This is a genomic window from Streptomyces sp. NBC_01077 (assembly GCF_045162855.1).
In the GTDB taxonomy this organism is placed as follows: Bacteria; Actinomycetota; Actinomycetes; order Streptomycetales; family Streptomycetaceae; genus Streptomyces.
On record NZ_CP108669.1, the window covers coordinates 2,889,121 to 2,908,998 of the forward strand.

16 protein-coding genes and 1 pseudogene are annotated in these 19,878 nt (G+C 73.3%); 6 read left to right on the forward strand and 11 right to left on the reverse strand.

The features are described 5' to 3' along the window. Window positions 1–13: 13 nt before the first annotated feature. Window positions 14–703, forward strand: a complete 690-nt coding sequence (locus tag OG462_RS12895) for a DUF2293 domain-containing protein (protein WP_406057459.1) — start codon at window positions 14–16, stop codon at window positions 701–703. A gap of 47 nt (window positions 704–750) precedes the next feature. On the opposite strand, the gene OG462_RS12900 is transcribed toward OG462_RS12895, so the two are convergent. From OG462_RS12900 to OG462_RS12910, 3 genes are all read right to left on the reverse strand, one after another. Then, window positions 751–1,548: a chaplin gene (locus tag OG462_RS12900; RefSeq protein ID WP_406057461.1), complete on the reverse strand. Its 798-nt coding sequence runs from the start codon at window positions 1,546–1,548 to the stop codon at window positions 751–753. Window positions 1,549–1,672: 124 nt separating this feature from the next. Next, a complete protein-coding gene (locus tag OG462_RS12905) occupies window positions 1,673–2,941 on the reverse strand; it encodes an SWIM zinc finger family protein (RefSeq protein ID WP_406057463.1) in 1,269 nt (422 codons plus the stop codon). Further along, the gene (locus OG462_RS12910; RefSeq protein ID WP_406066513.1) at window positions 2,938–5,784 is read right to left on the reverse strand and encodes an SNF2-related protein; all 2,847 of its coding nucleotides are present in this window, start codon (window positions 5,782–5,784) and stop codon (window positions 2,938–2,940) included. Before OG462_RS12910 ends, OG462_RS12905 begins: the two co-directional genes overlap by 4 nt. A gap of 201 nt (window positions 5,785–5,985) precedes the next feature. Here OG462_RS12910 and OG462_RS12915 point away from each other — a divergent pair, with 201 nt between their 5' ends. Beyond that, window positions 5,986–6,321: a hypothetical protein gene (locus tag OG462_RS12915; protein ID WP_406057464.1), complete on the forward strand. Its 336-nt coding sequence runs from the start codon at window positions 5,986–5,988 to the stop codon at window positions 6,319–6,321. 86 nt (window positions 6,322–6,407) lie between these two features. After that, on the forward strand, window positions 6,408–6,677 hold the full coding sequence (locus tag OG462_RS12920; protein ID WP_406057465.1) for a DUF6343 family protein: 270 nt from the start codon (window positions 6,408–6,410) through the stop codon (window positions 6,675–6,677). A 36-nt stretch (window positions 6,678–6,713) separates the two neighbouring features. On the opposite strand, the gene OG462_RS12925 is transcribed toward OG462_RS12920, so the two are convergent. From OG462_RS12925 to rpsA, 4 genes are all read right to left on the reverse strand, one after another. Beyond that, window positions 6,714–7,082 carry a tetratricopeptide repeat protein gene (locus OG462_RS12925; RefSeq protein ID WP_406066515.1) on the reverse strand — a complete coding sequence of 123 codons (369 nt, stop codon included), beginning with the start codon at window positions 7,080–7,082 and terminating at the stop codon, window positions 6,714–6,716. A gap of 81 nt (window positions 7,083–7,163) precedes the next feature. Then, window positions 7,164–7,769, reverse strand: a complete 606-nt coding sequence (coaE, locus tag OG462_RS12930) for a dephospho-CoA kinase (protein WP_406057467.1) — start codon at window positions 7,767–7,769, stop codon at window positions 7,164–7,166. Between the two features lie 31 nt (window positions 7,770–7,800). Next, on the reverse strand, window positions 7,801–8,739 hold the full coding sequence (locus OG462_RS12935; RefSeq protein ID WP_406057469.1) for a PAC2 family protein: 939 nt from the start codon (window positions 8,737–8,739) through the stop codon (window positions 7,801–7,803). 242 nt (window positions 8,740–8,981) lie between these two features. Beyond that, window positions 8,982–10,490 carry a 30S ribosomal protein S1 gene (gene rpsA, locus OG462_RS12940; RefSeq protein WP_406057470.1) on the reverse strand — a complete coding sequence of 503 codons (1,509 nt, stop codon included), beginning with the start codon at window positions 10,488–10,490 and terminating at the stop codon, window positions 8,982–8,984. A 346-nt stretch (window positions 10,491–10,836) separates the two neighbouring features. On the opposite strand from rpsA, the gene OG462_RS12945 reads away from it, so the two are divergent. Beyond that, the gene (locus OG462_RS12945) at window positions 10,837–11,676 is read left to right on the forward strand and encodes a class I SAM-dependent methyltransferase (protein WP_406057472.1); all 840 of its coding nucleotides are present in this window, start codon (window positions 10,837–10,839) and stop codon (window positions 11,674–11,676) included. A gap of 117 nt (window positions 11,677–11,793) precedes the next feature. Continuing rightward, window positions 11,794–14,421 (forward strand): ATP-dependent helicase HrpB, encoded by a 2,628-nt coding sequence (gene hrpB / locus OG462_RS12950; protein WP_406057474.1) that lies wholly within the window; start codon window positions 11,794–11,796, stop codon window positions 14,419–14,421. Here the strand turns inward: hrpB and OG462_RS12955 are convergent. The 3 genes from OG462_RS12955 to OG462_RS12965 form a co-directional block, all read right to left on the reverse strand. After that, on the reverse strand, window positions 14,405–15,388 hold the full coding sequence (locus OG462_RS12955; RefSeq protein WP_406057476.1) for a DUF3068 domain-containing protein: 984 nt from the start codon (window positions 15,386–15,388) through the stop codon (window positions 14,405–14,407). The genes hrpB and OG462_RS12955 overlap by 17 nt on opposite strands. A 10-nt stretch (window positions 15,389–15,398) precedes the next feature. Next, a complete protein-coding gene (locus OG462_RS12960; RefSeq protein WP_106975990.1) occupies window positions 15,399–15,539 on the reverse strand; it encodes an SPW_0924 family protein in 141 nt (46 codons plus the stop codon). Between the two features lie 171 nt (window positions 15,540–15,710). Next, window positions 15,711–17,489 (reverse strand): lytic transglycosylase domain-containing protein, encoded by a 1,779-nt coding sequence (locus OG462_RS12965; protein ID WP_406057478.1) that lies wholly within the window; start codon window positions 17,487–17,489, stop codon window positions 15,711–15,713. A 344-nt stretch (window positions 17,490–17,833) separates the two neighbouring features. Here OG462_RS12965 and OG462_RS12970 point away from each other — a divergent pair, with 344 nt between their 5' ends. Further along, complete coding sequence (locus tag OG462_RS12970; protein WP_406057480.1) at window positions 17,834–18,742, forward strand: DUF4184 family protein; 909 nt, start codon at window positions 17,834–17,836, stop codon at window positions 18,740–18,742. Window positions 18,743–18,959: 217 nt separating this feature from the next. On the opposite strand, the pseudogene OG462_RS12975 reads toward OG462_RS12970, so the two are convergent. After that, a pseudogene (locus tag OG462_RS12975) lies at window positions 18,960–19,814 on the reverse strand (serine hydrolase); the annotation flags it as partial. Window positions 19,815–19,878: the final 64 nt, after the last annotated feature.

Genomic DNA, 19,878 nt, shown 5'->3' on the forward strand with positions numbered 1-19,878 from the left:
GCGGGGCGCGGACATGGACCTCGTCGCACCCGTGGTCGTCGAGCCCCTCAGGCGCCGCCGCTGCTCGGAGTGCCGGCAGGGCCCGCTCGAGCGGATGATCGTCGAGTTCAACGCCCCGGTCTGTCTCGACTGCGCCGACCTCGGGCATCTCGTCTTCCTGCGGCGGGGTGACACGGCGCTCACCCGGCGGGCCCGCGAGGGCAGCGCGCTCTGGGCCGTGGTCGTACGCCACAACCGGCGCCGTACCCGGTACGAGCGTCAGGGCCTGCTCGTCGAGGAGGCCGCGCTGGCCGAGGCGGAGCTGGCCTGCCTGGCGGACGCGGAGGCCCGGGCCAGGCGCCGGGCCAGGGACGCGGTACGCCGTGCGGCGCTCGACGCGGAGATCACCGAGGAACTCCGGGCGGAGATCCTGCGGCTCTTCCCCTCCTGCCCGGCGGACCGGGCCACGGAGATCGCCGTCCACGCCTCGGCGAAGGGCAGTGGACGGGTGGGGCGCACGGCGGCGGGCCGCTCGCTCGACCGCGGCGCCGTCACGGCCGCGGTGCGTGCCTCCGTACGCCATGTCGACACGCCGTACGACACGTTGCTGATGAGGGGTGTTCCTCGGCACCAGGCCCGGACGAGGGTCGCTCCCGCCATCGAGGCGGTGCTCCGGGCCTGGCGTCGTGGCGGCGAGAGCGCCCACGGCCGGGGACGCGGCTGACGGCTCGGGTGTCAGCTCACGTCGACCGGGCCACGAGGACGGGACCGTCAGGCCTGATCTCCGGCGCGGCGCGCGCGACGGTACAGCAGGGCTCCGCCGAGCAGCAGCGCGGCGCTCGCGGCGGACGTGTAGCCGACGGCGTCCGAACCGGTGGCGGCCAGCGCGACCGTGCTCGTCTCACCCTGCGGCTTGGGGGCCGCCGGCGTCTCCGTCTCGGTCTCGGTCTGCGGGACCGGCACGTTCCGGACGGGGGTCTGCGGGCGCGGCGTCGGCGTCTCGACCGGCGGCGTGGGCTTCGAGGGGCCGTTGACCGAGGTGTTGCCGAAGACCGGGTTGAGCAGGCCGACCACGTTGACCGAGTTCCCGCTGACGTTCACGGGGAGGTCGACGGGCAGCTGGAGGCCGTTCCCGGAGAGGACGCCGGGAGACCCCGCGACATGGGTCTCGGCCGTGGAGCCGCCGCCGTTGGAGGAACCGCTGCCGGAGGAGCCGCCGCCGTGCTGACCGCCTGCCTGCTCGCCGCCGCGCGGGGTGCCGGGCTCGTCCTTGTGGGACCTGCCGCCGCCGTCCTCCGAGCCGTAGCCGTCGGGCTCCTTCTCGGCGGAGCGGTTGGCACAGCCGTTGCCGAAGGCCGGGTTGAGCAGGCCGACGACGTTGACCGTGTTGCCGCAGACGTTGACCGGCACGTGCACCGGCAGCTGAACCGTGTTGCCGGAGCCGACGCCCGGCGAACCGACCGCGGCGCCCTGCGCGCCGGCGTCGGCGTGCGCGGCGCCGGCCGAGAGGGCGATCGCCCCACCCGTGACCAACAGTGTGGCCAGACCACTTCGGCGAATCTGCCTCATGGCTTCCTGCCTTCCGGAGGTGTGCGGGCAAGTGCCCGTACCGGAATCAACGCGACAAACGCACGTGCCGGATCCGGCCGTTGACGGGTTTCACTCCATCGAGTGGGCCCCGTTCGAGTGTGGGTCAGCGCCCCAGAAGGTCGGTGAGGGCTCCCACCGGGTCGTGGTCGGGGGCCCCGCGGGGCCACCAGTCCTCCCGGCCGGCGTCCGACTCGTAGCCGTACCAGAGGCCGTCCCGGCCGAGGCGGAGCTGCAGGGACTCGGTGGAGAGCCGGTTGCGCCAGGGGCGGAAGGCGGGGAAGTCGGCGGCGAGCAGCGCGGGTCGGGCCCGGTCGAACGGACCCGCCGGCGGATCCCACGGCTCCTCGAGTACGGCGAGACCGGCGGCGCCGCCCTGCCGCCAGGCGGCGACGGCCCGGGCGAGGTCCGTGGGGGTGCGGTCGAGTGCGTACGCCAGGTCCCGGTAGAGGGCGCGGGTCGAGGCGGTGAGCCCTGAACCGGGGTGCGCGGCGGCCAGCCGGACGGCGTCCTGCCACGGGGTGAGCGCGGCGACCGGATCGTGCCCGGTGGTGAGGAACACGTGGGCGCGGGCCGCGGCTTCGGAGGCGAGGAGGTCGAGGGCGAGCGGGTCGGGGGCGTCGGGGTCGGGCGGGAAGACGGCGGGGCGGCCGGGGCGGTCCGGCGGCGGCAGCGGAGGCGGCAACGGCAGCCCGGCCCGCTCCGCCGCGTCGAACACGGCCCGGGCGGGGACGGTCGGCATCGGGGGTGCGGCCGCGGTCGTCTCGGCGGCGGACAGGGCCGCGTTGCGCCGGGTGAGTTCGGCGAGCAGCTCCTGCTCCCCGCGGCCGCGCATCAGGAAGAGGACGAACGGATCCTCGTCGAGGAGCCGGGCGGCCTGGTAGCAGAGGGCGGCGGCGTGCTTGCAGGGGTAACCGTCGTCCGGGCAGGAGCAGTCGGGGACGAGGTCGCCCGGTGCGGGCAGCAGTCCGGTGACCGCCTCGAGGGCGTGCGGCACGTCCTTGTCGAGCAGGGCGGCGATGTGGTCGGGGCGGGCGGTGGCCTCGTCGAGGAACCGCTCCCAGCCGTCGTCGCCGAGGGTCCGCATCCTGATCTCGGTGCGGTACGGGCGGGGCCGGCTGCCGTGGACGTAGGCGACGACCCGGCCGGGGGTGACGGTGATCGCGTCGACATGGCCGCGCCCCGCGTACGCCCTGCCACGGGCAAGGCGGGCCGGGTCGAGGGCGGTGTCCTCCAGGGCTTCCACCCAGGCGTTGCCCCACCAGGTGGCGGCGAACCGCCCGTCGGGCGCCTCGCGGGACGCGACCTGCGGGAAGCTGCGGCGGCGGTCGTCGTGGCGGGGGGCCGCTCCGCGCGCGCCCCGTGGGATGGTCACGAGGGCCTCCTCAGGGACACCAGGTCGGCGAGCTCCCGGTCGGTCAGTTCGGTGAGGGCCGCCTCGCCGGAGCCGAGGACGGCGTCGGCCAGGGCCCGCTTGGCGCGGAGCATCTCCCCGATCCGGTCCTCGACGGTGCCCTCGGCGACGAGCCGGTGGACCTGCACCGGCTGGGTCTGCCCGATGCGGTAGGCCCGGTCGGTGGCCTGCTCCTCGACGGCCGGGTTCCACCAGCGGTCGTAGTGGACGACATGGCCGGCCCGGGTGAGGTTGAGGCCCGTACCGGCGGCCTTGAGCGAGAGCAGGAAGACGGGGATCTCGCCGGCCTGGAAGCGGTCGACCATCCGCTCCCGCTCGGCCACCGGAGTGCCGCCGTGAAGGAGTTGGGCCTGGATGCCGCGCGCGGCCAGATGGTCGGCGAGGAGCCGAGCCATCGACACGTACTGGGTGAAGACGAGCACAGAGCCGTCCTCGGCGAGGATCGTGTCGAGGAGCTCGTCGAGCAGGGCGAGCTTCCCCGAGCGGCCGGCGAGGCGCGCGGTGCCGCTGCCGCGCGGTGCCTCCTCCTTCAGATACTGCGCGGGGTGGTTGCAGATCTGCTTGAGGGAGGTCAGCAGCTTCATGACGAGGCCCCGGCGGGCGATGCCCTCCGACTCCTCGATCCGGGCCATGGTCTCGCGGACGACCGCCTCGTAGAGCGAGGCCTGTTCCCGGGTGAGGGAGACGGGGTGGTCGGACTCCGTCTTGGGCGGCAGCTCGGGGACGATGCCGGGATCGGACTTGCGGCGGCGCAGCAGGAAGGGGCGCACGAGCCGGGCGAGCCGCTCGACGGCCTCCTCGTGCTCGATCTCCTCATGGTTCTCGACGGCGCGGGCGTGCCGGGAACGGAAGGCCTTGAGCGGGCCGAGGAGACCGGGCGTGGTCCAGTCGAGGAGCGCCCAGAGTTCGGAGAGGTTGTTCTCCACGGGGGTGCCGGTGAGGGCGACCCGGGCGGGCGCGGGAATCTCGCGCAGCGCCTTCGCGGTCGCGGAGAACGGGTTCTTGACGTGCTGGGCCTCGTCGGCGACGACCATCCCCCACTCCCGCCCGGCCAGTTCGGCGGCGCTCGTACGCAGCGTGCCGTAGGTGGTGAGGACGAAGCCGCCCTCGGCGCCGTCGAGGTCGCGGTCGGCACCGTGGAACCGCCGGACGGGCACGTCGGGGGCGAACTTCCCCACCTCCCGCTGCCAGTTGCCGAGCAGTGACGCCGGGCAGACGACCAGGGTGGGGGCACGCCGGGCGCGGCGCAGATGGAGGGCGATGAGGGTGACGGTCTTGCCGAGGCCCATGTCGTCGGCGAGGCAGCCGCCGAGGCCGAGCGAGGTCATCAGGTCCAGCCAGGCGAGGCCGCGCAACTGGTAGTCGCGGAGGGTGGCCGTGAGGCCGGGCGGCGCCTGCACGTCCTCGGGTCCGGCCAGGAGCCGGTCCCTGAGTGCGGCGAGCGCCCCGACGGGGACGGCGGGCACGGTCTCGCCGTCCACCTCGGCGGTGCCGGTGAGGGCGACGGCGAGGGCGTCGACCGGTTCGAGCAGGCCGAGTTCCCGCTTGCGCGCTTTGCGGACGAGGTCGGGGTCGACGACGACCCACTGGTCGCGGAGGCGCACGATCGGCCGGTGGGCCTCGGCGAGGTGGTCCATCTCCCGGTCGGTGAGCGGATCGCCGTCGAGGGCCAGCTGCCAGTTGAACCGCAGGAGCTCCTCGCTGTCGAAGAACGCGGTGCCGTCGGTCGCCGAGCCCGGCGCGGCGTGGGCGGCGCTGACGACGGCGGAGGCGCTGAGCGAGCGGGCCAGCTCACGCGGCCAGTGGACGGCGACCCCGGCGTCGGCGAGCCGGGCGGCGGCGGGGCCGAGCAGTTCGTACAGCTCGTCCTCGGTGACGGCCAGGACGTCGGGCACGTCCCGCTCCAGGAGCCGGGCGAGCGGGGACCAGACGCGGGCGGCCCGGCGCAGGGCGAGGACCGCGTCGATCCGGGCACGGGGCCCGAAGTACTCGCCGTCGCCCGCCCACAGGGCCGTGGCGTCGATGACGAGGGTGGGGTCGGCCAGGCTGTGGACCTGCAGGAGCGCGGCGGCCGCGTGACGCTCACGGCCGGGAGTGCCGGCGGCCTCGGCGGTGCCCGCGCCGTCGGCCGTGTCGAACAGTTCGTACGGCGAGAAGTCCAGACGGAGCGAGACGCGGACGCCCGCGTCCATCCCGGCCGCCGCCTCGGCGGCCCAGGCACGGGCGCGGGGCAGATGCTGGGGCGCTCGGGCCGCGAACGGCGCCCCCACCGCGTGGGCGGCGGCCGGCGTCCGGGGCAGGATGTCGGCGACCGCGTCGAGGAAGGCGCGCACGAGGGCCTCCGGATCGGGCAGTCGCAGCGGCCCGCTCCCCGGCACGGGCACGGCGTGCGCCTCGTACGGCAGGGCCGCGGCGACGGCCCGCAGATGGGCGATGTCGTCGGCGTCCAGGGGACCGGCCCGCCAGGCGTCCAGGTCGTCGGCGGTGAGACCCGGCAGCATGCGGCCGCGGGCCACCAGGTGCAGGGCGTGCAGGGCGGCGGCCCCCCAGCCTGCGGTGGCGGGGTGGGCGGCCGGGTGGTGCCGGGCCGCGACGAGGCGGGGCAGGGCGGCGTCGACCGGGAGGGTCAGGGCGGGGACGGCTCGGCCTCGGGCGCCGCTGCCGTGCCGCCGGGCGACGGTCAGCTCGACGCGCTCCGCGCCGCTGTCCGCCGGGTCCGGCAGGGCGCCGCCGTCGGGGGCCCAGAAGGCGACGCGGCCCTCACGGGGCAGGGCGGTCGGCAGGAAGACGGCGGCGCTGGTCATCCACGTGTGTGCCACGGCTCCGCGCTCCTTCCCACCGGGTGACGTGTGTCGACTGGATCTCCGACCTTACGGCGGGGGTCTGACAACGGCCGCCAGGCGGGTTCGCCCGGGCGGCCCAGCAGCGGATGACACGGGGCCCCGGGGGCGGGAGCGTGGTCCACGTCAGACCCGTGTCAGACCCATGACAGAAGAGGAACCGCCATGTCCGTTCGCCGGCGTCTCACGACCGCCACCGGGGCCGTGCTGCTCACCTTCGCCGTCGCCGGCTGTTCAGGTCTGGGCCGCACCATGGTCGGCACGCTCACCTACGAGACGGAACGCGAGCTCGTGGTGACCGTGACCAGCCCCTCGGTGAACGGCTGCCACCGCCTCGCGCCCTCCGGCGCGACCAAGGTCGAGAACAACACCCTGGTCGACATCGTGCTGTACCGGACGCGGGACTGTAAGGGCGAGGACTCCATCTACCTGGCCACCACCCTGGGCGACGAGATCGCCCCGGGCACCCTGCCCTGGCGCAGCTACAGCGTCGTCCACTAGCCCGGCCCCCGGGCCGTTCCCGTTCTCCCCGCCCCGGGTCCATCCTGGAAGTGACCGAAGGGGGCCGGACGGGAGACGCGAGCGTCATGCGTACAGGCAGCGAGCCGGTGACCGCGCGCAGTCCGCTGCGCATGCGGTTCTGGCTGAGTGTGTGGGGCCTGCTCTGGGCCGTGTTCGGCACGACCGTGTTCGCGCTGGTGGGACGCCCCGGCTGGGCCGCGGCCTGCGGCGTACTGTTCCTCGTCGTCCTGGTCGACCTGGTGATGGTGGTGCACCACATCCACCAGGGCCCGCACTGGCAGCCGGGCCGGAACATCCCCCCGTACGAACCCGATCACGGCGGCACGGGACGCTGAGCCCCCCGCTCCTTGACCGTGGCCACTGCTCCGTGACTACTGCTCCGTGTCGAAGCCCGCGGCCTTGAGGTACTCCGGCTTCGGGTCGAGCGCGGCCGCGAGGCGGAAGTGCCGGGTGGCCTGGGCGGTGAGACCGGAGCGCTCGAACGTGCGAGCGAGGGCGAAGTGCGCGAACGCGTTGTCCGGCTCGCGCTCCAGGACCAGCTCGAACTCCAGCTGCGCGGGGCGCAGCTGCGCCGCGGCGAAGAACGCACGGGCCCGCAGCAGGCGCGCCGCCGTGTTCTCGGGATGGGCGGCGATCACGGAGTCCAGCAGCTTCACGGCACCACGAGGGTCGCGCGCGGCCAGCAGATGCTCGGCGGCGCGGAAGTCGATGACGTGCGTTTCCGGGTTTCTGTCGGCCACCATGGCATCCTTCCCCTCGATCCAGTGGTTGAACACCGGACCCGGCACCCTCATTCCACCGCCGCACACACGAACAGGGCGCTAAGTCGCGTCCGCCGCCCGGCGCTCCAGCTCGTCCCAGACCTTCCGCACCTGTGGCGCGAGCGCTTCGAGCGGTCCGTCGTTGTCGATCACGAGATCCGCGACGGCCAGTCGCTGCGCGCGCGTGGCCTGGGCCGCCATCCGGGCCCGCGCCTCGGACTCGACCATGCCGCGGAGCCGCACGAGCCGGTCGAGCTGGGTCTCCGGGGACGCGTCCACGACCACGACCAGGTCGTACAGCGGTGCGAGCCCGTTCTCGGTGAGCAGGGGTACGTCGTGGACGACGACGTCTCCCGTACCCGCCCGGCTCTCCAGCTCCGCCGACCGAGCCCCGACCAGCGGGTGGACGATGGCGTTGAGGGTGGCGAGGCGGTCGGCGTCGGCGAACACGATGGAGCCGAGCTTCGGACGGTCGAGCGCCCCCTCCTCGGTGAGGATGTCGTCCCCGAAGGCCTCGACGACGGCCGCGAGCCCCGGTGTTCCGGGCTCGACGACCTCGCGGGCGATCCGGTCCGCGTCGATCAGCACGGCCCCGTACGAGACGAGCAGCCGTGATACTTCGCTCTTGCCGGCGCCGATCCCGCCGGTCAGGCCCACCTTCAGCATGAGCGGCAGCTTAGGGCCTGCCCCGGACGGGTCAGGCGTCGCCCTCCCGCTCGGCGAGGAAGCGCTCGAACTCGCGGCCCAGCTCGTCCGCCGACGGCAGGTCGACGGGTTCGGCGACCAGGCTGCCGCGGGTCTCGGCGCCTGCCGCCGCGTCGTACTGGTGCTCAAGGCCCTGCACCAGCGCGACCAGCTCCTCGTCGCCCTCGCCGATCTGGCGGTCGATCTCGGTCTGGGTACGACGGGCCTCGGTCCGCAGGGAGTGCGCGACGGCGGGGAGGACGAGACCGGTGGCGGCGGTGACGGCCTCGAGTGCGGTCAGGGCCGCGTCCGGGTACGGGGAGCGGGCGACGTAGTGCGGGACGTGCGCGGCGACGCCGAGGGTGTCGTGGCCGGACTCGGTGAGCCGGTACTCGAGGAGCGCCTCGGCGCTGCCGGGAACCTGCGCCTCGTCGAAGGGGCTGCGGTGGCCCGGCATGAGGTCCGTACGGCTGCCGTGCGGGGTGAGTCCGACGGGCCGGGTGTGCGGCACGCCCATGGGGATGCCGTGGAAGTTGACGGAGAGGCGTACGCCGAGGCGCTCGATGACCTGCCGGACGGCGGCGGCGAACCGCTCCCACTCCACGTCGGGCTCGGGGCCGGAGAGGACGAGGAAGGGGGCGCCGGTGGCGTCCTGGACGAGGCGGACCTCGATGGACGGCGTCTCGTACGCGGTCCATCGGTCTCGCCGGAAGGTCAGCAGCGGGCGGCGGGCGCGGTAGTCCACGAGCCTGTCGTGGTCGAAGCGGGCCACGAGCTGGTGGGGCAGGGTGCCGAGCAGGCCGTCGATGATCTGCTCACCGGTCTCGCCCGCGTCGATGTAGCCGTCGAAGTGGTACAGCATGACCAGCCCGGCCGACTCCTGCGCCAGGGCGACGTCGACGACGGCCAGGCCCTTCGCGTCCCATTCGTACAAATCCTGGGGATCAAGCACGATTACCGCTCCTCCTCGTGTTCTCTCTGGGAACGTCTCGTGCGGCACCGCCATTCCCGCGCCGCGCGATCTCCGGCGAACGCTCTTCCGCGGTCCTTCCCCGTCACGCCCCCGATCCGCCCTGAGCCGCCCGATCCGCCCCGATCCGGTTCACGAAGGGACCGGAAAATGACCGAGGCCCGCTCCCCCGAAGGGAAGCGGGCCTCGATTCGCTAGCGGCTAGCGCTCAGCGGAGAGCCTGTTCAGCTCTGGCCGCCGGCCAGCTTCTCGCGCAGGGCGGCGAGCGCCTCGTCCGACGCCAGGGCGCCGGAGTTGTCGTCCGACTCCGAGGAGTACGAACCACCCGAGATGCCCGCACCGGCGTTGCCACCGGCGGCCGGGGCGGCAGCGCCCTCGGCAGCAGCGGCCTCGTCGGCCTCGCGGGACTTGATGACCTGAGCCTGGTGCTGCTCGAAACGAGCCTGCGCCTCGGCGTACTGGGTCTCCCAGACCTCGCGCTGGGTCTCGAAGCCCTCGAGCCAGTCGTTGGTCTCGGGGTCGAAGCCCTCGGGGTAGATGTAGTTGCCCTGGTCGTCGTAGGACGCGGCCATGCCGTACAGGGTCGGGTCGAACTCGACCGAGGCCGGGTCGGCACCGAAGGACTCGTTGGCCTGCTTCAGCGAGAGGCTGATGCGACGACGCTCGAGGTCGATGTCGATGACCTTGACGAAGATCTCGTCGTTGACCTGGACGACCTGCTCCGGGATCTCCACGTGGCGCTCGGCCAGCTCGGAGATGTGGACCAGACCCTCGATGCCCTCGTCCACGCGGACGAACGCACCGAACGGAACCAGCTTGGTGACCTTACCCGGGACGACCTGACCGATCTGGTGCGTCCGGGCGAACTGCTGCCACGGGTCCTCCTGCGTCGCCTTCAGCGACAGGGAGACACGCTCGCGGTCCATGTCGACGTCGAGAACCTCGACGGTGACCTCCTGGCCGACCTCGACAACCTCGGACGGGTGGTCGATGTGCTTCCAGGACAGCTCGGAGACGTGCACGAGACCGTCGACGCCACCCAGGTCCACGAAGGCACCGAAGTTGACGATCGAGGAAACGACGCCGGAGCGGACCTGACCCTTCTGCAGGGTGGTGAGGAACGTCTGGCGAACCTCGGACTGGGTCTGCTCGAGCCAGGCGCGGCGGGACAGGACCACGTTGTTGCGGTTCTTGTCCAGCTCGATGATCTTCGCCTCGAGCTCCTTGCCCACGTAGGGCTGGAGGTCGCGGACGCGACGCATCTCGACGAGGGAGGCCGGCAGGAAGCCACGGAGGCCGATGTCGAGGATGAGACCACCCTTGACGACCTCGATGACGGTACCGGTGACGATGCCGTCTTCTTCCTTGATCTTCTCGATCGTGCCCCAGGCACGCTCGTACTGAGCGCGCTTCTTGGACAGGATCAGGCGGCCTTCCTTGTCCTCCTTCTGGAGAACCAGGGCCTCGATCTCGTCGCCGACCTTGACGACCTCGTTCGGGTCGACATCGTGCTTGATCGAGAGCTCACGGCTCGGGATCACGCCTTCGGTCTTGTAACCGATGTCGAGCAGGACCTCGTCCCGGTCGACCTTCACGATGACGCCGTCGACGATGTCGCCGTCGTTGAAGTACTTGATCGTCTCGTCGATCGCGGCGAGGAATGCTTCCTCGTCACCGATGTCGTTGACCGCAACCTGCGGGGTGGTGGCGGTGGTCTCGGTGCTGCTCGTCATGTGGGTAAGGGCTCCGGTTACGGACAGAAAGTCGTAGGTACTGCTACGCCGAGAGCCCGTATCGCACCAAGAAGCCGGACAGCCAATGAGGCCCCTTCCCGCGAACGGAAAAGTGCCTCGAAAACCGAGGGGACATACAACAGGTACGAGCGCGGCCTGCTCCGTCTGAGGCGCGCAGGCCCGCAGCGCAACCTTTAGCATACGGGGGCGGCCGGACAGGGTCAATGCGCGAAGCGCGCACCCGGGGCAGATCTACTCAACTCCGGCACCAACTCGTGTCCTTCCACGCCTCATCGGCGGGATCCGCGCACAGCGGTACTGAGCGCAAACTACATCGGCGGGCGAGATGAACCAAGAGTACGAACACGAAGTCCCCTCCGACTCGGCCGAGGACGAGGCGGAGGCGACCCGGCGTGACGCGGGGGACGCGGAGAGCAGTCGGGCGAGCCGTGGCTGGTGGGACAGGAACGCCGACGAGTACCAGAGCGATCACGGATCGTTCCTTGGCGACGACCGGTTCGTCTGGGGTCCGGAGGGGCTCGACGAGGCCGAGGCCGGGCTCCTCGGGCCGGCCTCCTCGCTGAAGGGCCTCGACGTCCTGGAGATCGGGGCGGGCGCGGCGCAGTGCTCGCGGTGGCTGGCGGCGCAGGGGGCGCGGCCGGTGGCCCTCGACCTCTCGCACCGCCAGCTCCAGCACGCGCTGCGGATCGGCGGGGACGTGCCGCTGGTGGAGGCCGACGCGGGTGACCTGCCCTTCAAGGACGGCTCCTTCGACCTCGCGTGCTCGGCGTACGGCGCGGTGCCGTTCGTCGCCGACCCGGTGAAGGTGTTCCGGGAGGTGCGGCGGGTGCTGCGGCCCGGTGGCCGGTGGGTGTTCTCGGTGACTCACCCCATCCGCTGGGCGTTCCCGGACGAGCCCGGCCCCGAGGGCCTCTCGATCGCGGCCTCCTATTTCGACCGCACCCCTTATGTGGAGCAGGACGAGCAGGGGCGGGCCGTGTACGTGGAGCACCACCGGACGATCGGCGACCGGGTACGGGACGTGGTGGCCGGCGGGTTCCGCCTGGTGGACCTGGTCGAGCCGGAGTGGCCGGAGTGGAACAGTCAGGAGTGGGGCGGCTGGTCCCCGCTGCGGGGGAACCTGATCCCGGGCACGGCGATCTTCGTCTGCGAGCGTACGGAGTAGATCGCACGGAGTAGATCGCGCCGAGTAGCGGTCCGGAGCGTTGCGCTTGTCGTACTTATAGGTGGGCCCTGTGGACAACGGGGCCCACCTTTTCTCGTCGCGTACGAGACTGAGTGCGTGATCCGAAACGACGCACTCGACCGTCTCCCCGTCCGCCACGCCGTCCCCGAGCTCCTTGCCGCGCTCGACCGGCGCGGTACGGCCGTGTTGTCCGCGCCTCCCGGCACGGGCAAGACGACGCTGGTGCCGCTCGCGCTCGCGGGTCTCATAGGGGAAGGACCGCGGCGGCGGGTCCTGGTGGCCGAGCCGCGCAGGATGGCGGTGCGGGCGGCGGCCCGGCGGATGGCGTGGCTGCTCGGCGAGGAGGTCGGCGGCACGGTCGGCTTCTCGGTGCGCGGCGAGCGGCGGACCGGTCCGTCGACCCGGGTCGAGGTGGTGACCACGGGCATCCTGCTGCAGCGGCTGCAGCGCGACCCCGAGCTGGCGGGCGTGGACGTGGTCCTGCTCGACGAGTGCCATGAGCGGCACCTGGACGCCGACACGGCGATGGCCTTCCTCGTGGACGTACGGGCCACCCTGCGGCCGGAGCTGAAGCTGATCGCCGCGTCGGCGACGAGCGACGCGGCGGCCTGGGCGGATCTCCTCACGGTCCTGGACGGCGGTGGGCCCGCGCCGGTGGTGTGGAGCAAGGGGGAGGGCCACGGCTGCCGGGTCTTCTTCGCGGCACCGCCCCCGGGCGTCCGCCCGGCACACGGCACCTGGGTGGATCCGGCGCTGCTCCGGCACGTCGCCGCGACGGTCCGGCTCGCGATGGAGCGGCACGAGGGGGACGTCCTCTGCTTCCTTCCGGGTACGGGGGAGATCGCGCGGACGGCCGGGATGCTGGCCGATGCCGAGGCGGAGGTGCTCCAGCTGCACGGGCGGGCCCCCGCGGCGGTACAGGACGCGGTGCTGCGCGGTACGGAGCCGGGCGGGCGGCGCAGAGTGGTGCTCGCGACCTCGGTGGCGGAGTCGAGCCTGACGGTGCCGGGGGTTCGGATCGTCGTGGACTCGGGTCTCGCCCGTGAGCCGCGCATGGACCACGCCCGGGGGCTGGGCTCGCTGGCGACGGTGACGGTCTCCGAGGCGACGGCGACCCAGCGTCTGGGCCGGGCGGGCCGTGAGGCCTTCGGGACCGTCTACCGCTGCTGGGCGGAGGCGAGCGACGGGGGCAGGCCGCGCTTCCCGTCCCCGGAGATCAAGGTCGCCGACCTGGCGGACTTCGCCCTGCGGACCGCCTGCTGGGGCGACCCGACGGCGGAGGGGCTCGCGCTGCTCGACGCGCCGCCCGCCGGGGCGATGACGGCGGCCCGGTCGGTCCTCGGCTCGATCGGAGCCGTGGACGCGGCCGGCCGGGCCACCGATCGAGGGGTACGGATGTCCCGGCTCGGGCTCCATCCACGGCTCGGCCGCGCTCTCCTGGACGGTGCGTCGGAGGTCGGGGTGCGGCGGGCGGCGGAGGTGGTGGCGCTGCTCAGCGAGGAGCCGCCGCGCGACTACGGGGACGATCTGGCGGCGGCCTGGCGTGCCGCCCGCCGGGGCGCCGACGGGTACGGGGCCCGCTGGAAGGCGGAGGCCCGGCGCCTGGAACGGTCGGCCGCGGAGGCGGTGCGCGGCGGCGGCGCGACGGACGGGAGCGCCTCGGCAGGCGGGGGCTCCGCGGTGGGCGGCGGCTCCGCTGTGGGCGGCGGCTCCGCTGTGGGCGGGGCGGCCCCCGCGACCGGTGACGACGCGGTGGCCGGGCTGGTGACGGCGCTCGCCTTTCCCGAGCGGGTGGCGAGGGCCCGGGAGCAGGGGGGCTATCTGATGGTGTCGGGGAGCGGGGCCCGGATCGGCGAGGGTTCCGGGCTGCGGGCCACGCCGTGGCTGGCCGTGGCGGTGGCGGACCGTACGGCGCGGGACGCCACGGCGCGGGTGCGGCTGGCCGCCGTGCTGGACGAGGACATGGCTCGGCGGGCGGCCGGACATCTGCGGACCACCGGCGAGGAGGTCCACTGGGAGGACGGGGACGTGGTCGCGCGCTCGGTGGACCGGCTCGGCGCGGTCGAGCTCACGGTCCGGCCGCTCGGGGCGAAGGCCGAGCCCCGGCTCGTACGGGAGGCACTGCTCGACGGCCTGCGGCGGGAGGGGCTCGGGCTGCTGCGGTGGAGCCGGGAGGCCGGGGAGCTGCGCGAGCGGCTCGCCTTCCTGCACCGGGAGGTGGGGGAACCCTGGCCGGACGTGGCGGACGAGGCGCTGGTCGACCGGGCCGGGGAGTGGCTGGAGCCGGAGCTGTCCCGGGCCGGGCGCCGCGCCGATCTGGGGCGGATCGACGCCGGCGACGCCCTGCGGCGGCTGTTGCCGTGGGCGTCGGGCGAGGCGGGCCGGCTGGGAGAGCTGGCGCCCGAGCGGATCGAGGTGCCGAGCGGATCGCGGATCCGGGTCGAGTACGGCGGCGGGCGGCCGGTGCTGGCGGTGAAGCTCCAGGAGATGTTCGGTCTGGCCGAGACGCCTCGGGTGGCGGGTGTCCCGGTGCTCGTCCATCTCCTCTCCCCCGCCGGGCGGCCGGCGGCGGTGACCGCCGACCTGGCGTCGTTCTGGCGGGACGGCTACCGCTCGGTGCGGGCGGAGTTGAGGGGGCGGTACCCGAAGCACCCGTGGCCCGAGGATCCGTCCACGGCGGAGCCGACCCGGTTCACGAGCGCGCGGCTCAGACGGGAGGGGTGAGCGGGGCGGTGGCGGGTTCCGGTGCCGGGCGGCGGGAGCGGGCCTCCAGCCAGAGGGCGAGGGCGAGGAGGAGGAGCGCCAGGAAGGTGAGGCTCCACGGGAGGTAGGAGACGAGCAGGAGGACCGTGAGGCGGTTGGAGGCGACCATCTCGCCGACGCTCTCGATGTAGTCCTCGCGCATCTTCACGTGCCCCTCGAAGACGGTGAGGGTGTCGCGGCCCATCAGCGCCTTGGCGTTGCGGAGCTCCTCCTTGTGGATCTCCTCGCCGTTGACGGGGGCGCCGGTGACCGGCTCGATCCAGAACATCCGCTTGGTGGTGTACCAGCGGGTGAGGCCGGAGTCGGCGAGCAGCTTCGGGGTGATGCCCTTGACCGGCATGGTCTTGGGCATGGGGACCTCGGTCCAGGGGATGGTCTGCTCGAAGTAGTAGACCTCCATGCCCCGGAAGGTGCGGGTGCCCTTGTAGTGGATGGGGGCGGAAGTGCGGGTCTGGGCGTCGAAGTACTGGTAGTCCCGCTTCTCGGTGAGGAAGGGCCACTTGAACTCGATGCCCTCGCGCCGGACCGCGTCGCCGTCCACGGACTCGCCGGTGGCGTGGACGGGGTCCTGGGTGTGGGCGTCGAAGATGTAGCGCTCGGGGACCTGGGAGACCATCTTGCCGTCGGGGCCCGTGATGTGGGCGAGGACGTCCCAGACGACGACGTCGCGCCCGGCGTCGCGTTCGATGCGCCGCGACTCCTCCACGTTGCCCTTGAGGGTCTGGATGATCGTGATCTTGTCGACCTTCTCCGACTTGAGCGTGGAGTAGTTGAGCAGGGTCGCCGGCTTCGCCTCCAGGACGGTCTCCTGGTACTGGTTCGGCGGGATCTTCGCCAGGCGGGGGAAGGCGTACCAGCGCAGGGTCGGGGCCATCGCGACGCAGAAGACGGCGAGGGCGAGGAGGACGAGGCTGGCTCGGCGGCGCACGGTCGCCCCCTTACTTCTTGGGGCCGGGATCGGCGGTCAGGAGGGGCTTGGGCGAGGTGGGCCCGTCGGGCGGCAGATCGACCACGGAGACGAGGAGGACGAAGAGGAGGACTGGGGCGAGTCCGATGGCGGCGGCGACGAGGGCGCGCATGGTCGGCCTCCCGGGGTGCGATCTGATAGGTCGTCAGGGCGGGGGCACCGTAGCAACGCGACCGCGAGATGAGAACACGTTGCACCGCTCTGCCCGGGGAACGAGAAGCGCCGCTCCCCCGCCCGGTGGGGCGGAGAAGCGGCGCTGAGGGCCGAGAGGAACGCGAGTGGGTCAGGCCGAGGGCGAGGGGGAGGCCTCGGGTGCGCCGGTGCCGGAGGGCGTCGGCTCCGGGGTCGGAGTCGGCGTCGGGGCGGGCGCGGTGACCGTCAGCTTGATCTCCGTGGTGCCGCCGCCGGGCGCGGTCAGGCGGAGCACGTACTCGCCCGCCTTGTCGCCGGCGAGGATCTCCGGCAGGGAGATCAGGCCGTTCGCGTCGGTCTTCAGAACGAGCGTGCGAACGCCCCCGTTCTTGAAGGACGGACCGTCGGCGCTCTCCTCGGTCTCCGCCGAGGAGGCGACGATCACGGCCGTGACGAGCACACCGGGGGCCAGTGCGCCCTTGTCGGTGGCCTTCACCTGGACGGGCTGGGTGAAGGAGGTGCCGGTGGTGGCCGACAGGGGGTCGCCCGCGACCCGGGCCAGGGTGTCGGCCTGCCGTTCGGTGACGGTCGCGGTGAACTCGGCCGCCTTCACGCTGTTGCCCACGACGGTGGCCTTGACCGTGAACGAACCGGTCTTCTCGCCCGCCACCAGCCGGGGGGCGGCGGCGATTCCGGCCGATCCGGTGGTGACGGTGGCGGTCGTCGCACCGCCGGCGAAGCGGGTGTCGGTGGTGCCGGTGATCTCGAAGCGAATGCTCACCCTGATGATCGGCGCGCCCGCGGCGTCGAGCGCCGCGACCGTCGGAGCCTTCTCGAAGGTGCTCTCGGTGGTCGCGGTCAGGGGGCCCGAGGAGACGACCGAGAGCCGTGCGACCTTGACGGCCGGCGGGACGACCGGGGGCTTCGTCGGCGGAGTGACCGGGGGCTTGACCGGCGTGGTCGGCGGCGGGGTGACTTCCGAAGGCCCGCCCGGCTGCGTCGGCTTGGGCTTCGGGGTGCCCGTTCCCGACGGCTTCGGAGCGGGGGACGGCGGCGGGGTCGGGAGGGGGCGGTTGCCCTGCCCCCGGTTGTCGCTGCGGTCGACCGGCAGCAGTCCCGTGCCGTCCGGGACCTGGTGCGTGCCGCGCTGGTAGTACTCGAACCAGGACGTGACCGTGTTCAGGTACTCCGTCGAGCGGTTGTAGCTGAGGATGGCCCGGTCGAGGTCGGCCTTGAGCGCGAGGTTGCGGTCGTTGGCGCAGAGGTAGAGACCCGCGGCCTGCGCGGCGTCGTAGATGTTGTTCGGGTCCTTCTTCCCGTCGCTGTTCGCGTCCTGGCCCCAGGTGGCCCAGGTGGACGGGATGAACTGCATCGGGCCGACGGCGCGGTCGTGGGTACGGTCGCCGTCGTAGGCGCCGCCGTCCGTGTCGGAGATGTCGGCGAATCCGATGCCGTCGAGGACGGGGCCGAGGATCGGCGAGAGGGTCGTGCCGTTGGCGTCGACCTTGCCGCCGCGTGCCTGTCCGGACTCGACCTTGCCTATGCCGGCGAGCAGCTGCCAGGGCAGGTTGCAGCCGGGGGTGGTCGAACGGATCGACTGTTCGGCCCGCTTGTAGGCGGCGAGCACGGACGCGGGTATACCGGCCTCGGCGGGGCCGGTGATCACCGGAAGGTTGGTGGGCGCCCCGGGCTTGTTCGGCGTGTTCAGCGGCGGCAGGTCCGTGTAGTACGGCGAGTCACCGGTGGCGGACCCGTCGTCCGGCGGCGGCGCGGTGTCCCCGGCACCGACGGCCCGGTCACCGCCGGCGTTGTCGGTGGGCGGCGGGGTCGTCTCCGGCGCCTGCGAGGCGGCGAGCGCGGCGACCGCGGCCGCCACGACCACACCGCTGGTGGCCCCCTTGCGCAGCCTGCGGCCCAAGTGCGCTGACATGTCTGTGGTCCCTTCCCCCTCGACTGAGGCCCCCCGCTCCCCGCGCGAAACCTCCGGCGACCCTATGCCAACTCCGGTCCACCGGGCACCGGCGCCTGACCGTGTTTCACGGTTTCGTCACCTCTCGGCCGCCTGCCCACCGCCCCCACCAGGGGCGGAGCGCGACCGGGCGGAGGGCCGGGCGGGAGCCCGAGCGGAGAACCAGGCACCTCCGGGCAACGATCGGGCAGAGACAGAGGGCCGGGCGCTCCTGTGACGGGAACCGGGCGGAGGGCCGGGAGCCTCTTGCACTGCGGCCGATGATGTACTCCGGCCGTCACCACCGGAACCTGGGGGAACACCCGTTGCCGTTCACGCTGAGCCATGCCGCCGCCGTGCTGCCCGCACTGCGCCGGAACGGGACCGCGCGCGGACCGCTGGTCGCGTCCGCTCTCGTCGCGGGCTCCTTCGCGCCCGACATGACCTATTTCGCCGCGACGGCCTTCCCCGGGGCGATGGTCCTCGGGGACGTCACCCACTCCCCCGTCGGGATCGTCACCGCCGACGTACTGATCACCGCCGTGCTCGTGGCGCTGTGGCTGACCGTCCGTGAGCCGCTCGTGGCGCTGCTGCCCGCCCGGTGGCGCGGGCGGGTGTACGGGCTCGTCCGGGGCAGTACCTGGCGCGACCGGCACCCGGCCGTGCTCGCCGGGTGGTTCGGCCTCTCCGCGATCGCCGGCTCGACGACCCATGTCGTGTGGGACTCCTTCACCCACCTCGACCGCTGGGGCACGCGGGCGATCCCGTTCCTCGGGGACATCGTGGCCGGGTTCCCCGTCTATCTCTATGCGCAGTACGGGGGTTCGGCGCTGGCCCTGGGACTCCTCGGCCGGTTCACGGCGCGGGCGCTGCGCTCCGCCGCACCGGTAGAGGAGTTGCCGGCCCGGGTACGGGTCCCGGGCCGGCGCGGACGGCTGCTCGCGGCCGGGCTCATCGGCGGCTGCGTGCTCGCCGGGATCGCGCACCGGGTGCTGCGCTGGGCCGCGTACTGGGGCTGGGGCCGGATCGAGACACCTCTGGACGTCATTCCGACGGCCTGTTTCGGGGCCGGTGCGGGGCTCGCCGTCGGGCTCGTGCTGTACGGGACGGGGGCACGGCTCCTGGGAGGGTCGCCCACGCCGACGCCGGAGACCCCGGCCCCCTCTCCCCCGGCGCCGGAAGGAGCGGACCGCCCGGCGCCTCGCGCGGAGCGCTCCCGTCAGGGATCTCGCTGAGCCGCTCCGGCGGGGTGAAGCCACGGGCCGCGGCACCGCCGGAGAGTCTGCGGTGCACGGCGAGGGAGACGCCTTCCAGGGTGCGGACGCCGTACCGCTTGGTGGGGTTGTCGTGGCTGAGGAGGGCGATGCGGTATTCGACCGCCTCGGTGCCCGTGGCGGGGGCGGCCGGTCGTGCGATGCCGATGCTGTGGACGCGCCAGGCGTGGGTGGTGCGGGGCAGCCAGCCGTTCTTGAGGTGGACCTTGACGGTACGGGGCGCGCCCGCGGTGACGCCCCAGGCCTGGTCGCGGACGATCTGCCCCATGAGGTTCATCGCCTCGGTGCGGCGTGAGACGGCGGCGAGCAGGGCCAGTTGGTCCCGGGCGGTGGTGCGGGTGAGGCCCCAGTAGTGGCCGCGGCCGAGGACGGTGCCCTGGGCGCCGGCCTCGCGCAGCACCCTGTTCAGCCGGGCGCGGGAGAGCCCCTGCCACAGTTCGGTGGCGGCGCGGTTGTCGGAGCGGGTGATCATCGCCTTCATCCGCCGGGACTCCCGCGCGGTGGGCGCCCGGCCGAGCTCCTCGGCGCGTCCGAGGACGGCTTGCAGAATGAGGATCTTCGCGATGCTGGCCGAGTCGTACGCCAGGGTGTCGCCGAGCCGGCAGCTCAGTCCGCGTCCGGGGGCGTGGACGGCGACGGAGACCCGGCCGTCGCGGCCCTTGAGCGCGGCTTCGATGTCCTGCGACAGCCGGGCGGCGAGGGTGGGTTCGCGGGTCGAGGTGCAGAGTGCGGGCGCCCGGTGTGCCTCGGCGGGCCAGGCGGTGCCGGACGCCGCGACGAGGGCGCCGAGCAGGGCCCAGACGCGGAGGCGGGGGCGGCGGCTCACGATCATGCCCACCAGTCTCGGGAGCGGGGGCGCGGGGGGGCGCTCGGAGTGGTCCACCTGGCGCATACCCCGCAACCGGTGCGGAGCAGCGCCGACACGGGCGCCGCACCCGTGGTGCGGGCTCAGACACCGGAAGCCCGGGCCCGGCAAGGGGCGCCGTCCGTTGTGCCCACCCTCCCCCAGACTCCGTCCGGGGGGGACCTCCATCGCCCCAGTGGAACGAATGCCCACAACGGGGTGCCTACAACGGGGAGGGTGGGCCCACAGTGAG

Bases quoted from the DNA above. Each gene is read 5' to 3' on its own strand.
- OG462_RS12895 (WP_406057459.1), top strand. From the start codon at position 14: ATGGACCTCGTCGCACCCGTGGTCGTCGAGCCCCTCAGGCGCCGCCGC.
- OG462_RS12900 (WP_406057461.1), bottom strand. From the start codon at position 1,548: ATGAGGCAGATTCGCCGAAGTGGTCTGGCCACACTGTTGGTCACGGGT.
- OG462_RS12910 (WP_406066513.1), bottom strand. From the start codon at position 5,784: ATGACCAGCGCCGCCGTCTTCCTGCCGACCGCCCTGCCCCGTGAGGGC.
- OG462_RS12915 (WP_406057464.1), top strand. From the start codon at position 5,986: ATGTCCGTTCGCCGGCGTCTCACGACCGCCACCGGGGCCGTGCTGCTC.
- OG462_RS12920 (WP_406057465.1), top strand. From the start codon at position 6,408: ATGCGTACAGGCAGCGAGCCGGTGACCGCGCGCAGTCCGCTGCGCATG.
- coaE (WP_406057467.1), bottom strand. From the start codon at position 7,769: ATGCTGAAGGTGGGCCTGACCGGCGGGATCGGCGCCGGCAAGAGCGAA.
- rpsA (WP_406057470.1), bottom strand. From the start codon at position 10,490: ATGACGAGCAGCACCGAGACCACCGCCACCACCCCGCAGGTTGCGGTC.
- OG462_RS12945 (WP_406057472.1), top strand. From the start codon at position 10,837: ATGAACCAAGAGTACGAACACGAAGTCCCCTCCGACTCGGCCGAGGAC.
- OG462_RS12960 (WP_106975990.1), bottom strand. From the start codon at position 15,539: ATGCGCGCCCTCGTCGCCGCCGCCATCGGACTCGCCCCAGTCCTCCTC.
- OG462_RS12965 (WP_406057478.1), bottom strand. From the start codon at position 17,489: ATGTCAGCGCACTTGGGCCGCAGGCTGCGCAAGGGGGCCACCAGCGGT.